3 protein-coding genes and 2 pseudogenes are annotated in these 2,826 nt (G+C 57.2%); 2 read left to right on the top strand and 3 right to left on the bottom strand.

Features of this window, described 5'->3' with window-relative positions; translation table 11 throughout:
- On the top strand, nucleotides 1-1,171 hold a 1,171-nt coding region (locus WCA53_RS29395; RefSeq protein ID WP_423919474.1), incomplete at its 5' end, for an extracellular solute-binding protein.
- Nucleotides 1,172-1,223: 52 nt separating this feature from the next.
- Here the strand turns inward: WCA53_RS29395 and WCA53_RS29390 are convergent.
- The 3 genes and pseudogenes from WCA53_RS29390 to WCA53_RS29380 all read right to left on the bottom strand — a co-directional run.
- A pseudogene (locus WCA53_RS29390) lies at nucleotides 1,224-1,850 on the bottom strand (NAD-dependent dehydratase); the annotation flags it as partial.
- Between the two features lie 43 nt (nucleotides 1,851-1,893).
- Complete coding sequence (locus WCA53_RS29385; RefSeq protein ID WP_423919470.1) at nucleotides 1,894-2,271, bottom strand: hypothetical protein; 378 nt, start codon at nucleotides 2,269-2,271, stop codon at nucleotides 1,894-1,896.
- Nucleotides 2,272-2,301: 30 nt separating this feature from the next.
- The gene (locus WCA53_RS29380; RefSeq protein ID WP_423919466.1) at nucleotides 2,302-2,505 is read right to left on the bottom strand and encodes a hypothetical protein; all 204 of its coding nucleotides are present in this window, start codon (nucleotides 2,503-2,505) and stop codon (nucleotides 2,302-2,304) included.
- 62 nt (nucleotides 2,506-2,567) lie between these two features.
- Between WCA53_RS29380 and WCA53_RS29375 the strand changes: the two are divergent.
- Nucleotides 2,568-2,826 (top strand): annotated as a pseudogene (locus WCA53_RS29375) (IS6 family transposase); the annotation flags it as partial.

Genomic DNA, 2,826 nt, shown 5'->3' with positions numbered 1-2,826 from the left:
AAATTCGGGCCGCAGCGAAGACTTTCAGTTGGCGCGCCTACAGGAACTGTACGAGGCGGCGTTGGCGAATGGCGCCCGGAACGAATCACAGTTCGACATTGTTACGTTAAACTATCCATGGCTATCTGAGTTCGCTCAAAAGGAATTGATCTCCCCTCTGGAATTAGATATTCGCGCGACGTCCGCAGACCTTGGCGACTTTCATCCGGCAACATTGAAGTGCGTGACTTACGACGAACATCTGTATGGATTGCCTGCGTACGTGACGGTGGAGTCCCTACTCGCGCGACGGGATATCTTCGAGACCAATGCGTTGGCCTACCCCACGACGCTGAAGGACCTCCTCCTCATAGCGCGCCGGTTGCACAAACCCAAGCGCGCGCAGTATGGGCTCGCCTGGAATGCTGCGCGAGGAATGCCGATCGCAAGTGCATTTATGTTCTTTCTGAACGCACACGGCGGGGCGGTCATTCTTGACGAAGAGCCACAAGTGCTGACGCGCTCGAAGAACAAGCGTAGCCATGGCGCCCGCGCCGGGCTTGATAGCAAGGCAGCACACGCGACGCTGGCATTTATGCAGCAGCTCCTGTCGGTATCGCCGCCTGATACGCTGGCATTCAACTGGGAGGACAGTCTCAACGAGTTCATGTCCGGGCGGGCAGCGCTCTGTTACGGTTGGTCGATGCGCGCGGCACGTCTTGAGCTGGATCTGCGCTCGAAGGTAAAAGGGAAGGTCGAGTTCTTGCCGCACCCAAACGTGCATGGTGTACGTCGGTCCGTACCTCTCGGCGGATTTCTTTTGGCTGTTCCCAGCAACTTGCCGCCCGACCGGGCTGCGCTCGCCCAGCAAGCGATCCGGTGGATGACGTCGTCGGAGGCAATGAGATCGAGTGCTCGGAGCGGATTTCCGGTTGCACCGCGCTTTAGCGTGAGTTCCGATCCTGAGCTAAATGCCATTTCTCCCATCGTCAGTTTCGTTGATGGCCTGGCGCGCAATGGGCAAATCTGCAATGCAATGCGTCCGCTCACGCCTGTCTACACGCGCATTGAGGAAATTCTGGGTATTGAAATCCACAATGCACTGTGCGGACTAGTCACACATCAACAGGCATTACACAAGCTGCAAACCAAGGTTCAAGAACTCCTGGATTCGGTTTCACCGCATGATTAGACTGCCCCGTGTATTCATGTCTACACGAGCGATCGCTCGTCGTTGACGTACATCAAGTCGCGCTGCGCTTCGGAATAATTCGCTCACCCGCCAGCCGATCAGAGAGATCAAAAAACGCGTCATCGGTCGCGCGGAAGTCAAGAAAACCCGCGTTTCGGCTCTTCGACATGTCAGTGATCACGTCCATCGGCCGCCCGAGGTCCGCGTCGGTGTGCCACCACGACGCCAGCTTGTTGATGTCCACTTCCGCCAGGCCGAACTGCGTCGCGATCCTGCGCCACTGGGCGATTGCATTATGCATTCGGCTTTCCAGCGGCCGCACTTCACCATCGAATGCGACGGGATCGATCGCAAAATATTCAGCGATGCGCGACCACATCCATTTCCAGCGGAACACATCTCCGTTGACGATGTTGAACTCCCCGTTTTTGGCTGCATCGGCTGTTGCCGCCCACTCGAGTTGACGCGCCAGCAGCCGGGCATCGGTCATATCGGTCAGGCTGTTCCATTGCGCCGCCGAGCCGGGAAAGACGAAGGGCGTGTTGGTTTGTTTGCAGAGCGTCGCGTAGACCGCGAGGGTAGTGCCCATGTTCATCGCATTACCTACGGCATAGCCAATAATCGTATGCGGGCAATGCACGCTCCATGTGTAACCATGTCGCTGTGCGCCGGCAAATACGGATGAAGAGCCTTTCCGCCTTCGGTATTCACCAACGGACACGCTACTGGCAAGGGAAAGATGACGCATCAGGTGCGTCGCCCTCGAATGCCATTTGCAACAAGCTTCTGATTGATTGCTGCGTCAACGGCCGCGGGTTGTAATATGGTGAACGCATTGCGATTTCCGCCACGCGATCGAGATCCGCCTCTTGCACTCCCAACTCCGCTAACGAAGCCGGAATCGCGAGCTTGCGGCCGAGTTCATATAGAGCCATTGCTGGATCAGCAGTGTCCAGTGCGCGCGAAAGCCGTTCTCTTGCATCGGGTGCGACGGGCAAATTGAACGCCATCGCGTAAGGAAGGATGACGGCGTGCGTCTCCGCGTGCGGGAGGTTGAGCGTCCCGCCTAGCTTATGGCACAGCTTATGGTGCAGCGCCATGCCAACATTACCTAGCATCGTGCCACAAAGCTACGCGCCATACTGCGTCACTTCTCGTGCGCCGATGTCCTGTGGATGATCCCACACAAGAGGGAGACTCATAGCAAGGCTGCGGATTCCCTCTTCCGCCAACATCGACATGACAGGGTTGCTGTCTTGCGCGTACAGCCCTTCAGCAGCATGCGCGATCGCGTTAAGTCCGCTCGTCGCGCTCAACGAGATAGGTAAAGTCAAGGTTAAATATGCATCGTAGATGGCACTGTCACGTTGCTCGGGCTGTCGTTTAAGATGACGCGATGAAGAAATCGAAATCGCTCTATCACGGTCATCACTTTCCGGCCGCCGTTATCAGCTGCGCCGTGCGCTGGTATTTTCGCTTCCAATTGAGCCCTCGCGACGTCGAAGAGTTGCTGTTCGAGCGCGGCGTTGTCGTGAGCTACGAAACGATCCGGCGCTGGTGCGACAAATTTGGAGCGGGCTTCGCGCGCCGAGTGAATGTGGCGCGTCCCAAGCCTGGCACCACATGGCATCTCGACGAGGTGTTCGTGACGCTGC

The sequence above is a fragment of the Caballeronia sp. genome, assembly GCF_049581465.1.
Lineage (GTDB): Bacteria > Pseudomonadota > Gammaproteobacteria > Burkholderiales > Burkholderiaceae > Caballeronia.
The sequence above is the reverse complement of the archived record's forward strand: the minus strand, read 5'-3'. Positions and strand labels throughout refer to the sequence as shown.

What these genes read in the sequence shown, in the direction of transcription:
- WCA53_RS29385 (WP_423919470.1), bottom strand. Translation starts at nt 2,271, where the DNA reads ATGGCGCTGCACCATAAGCTGTGCCATAAGCTAGGCGGGACGCTCAAC.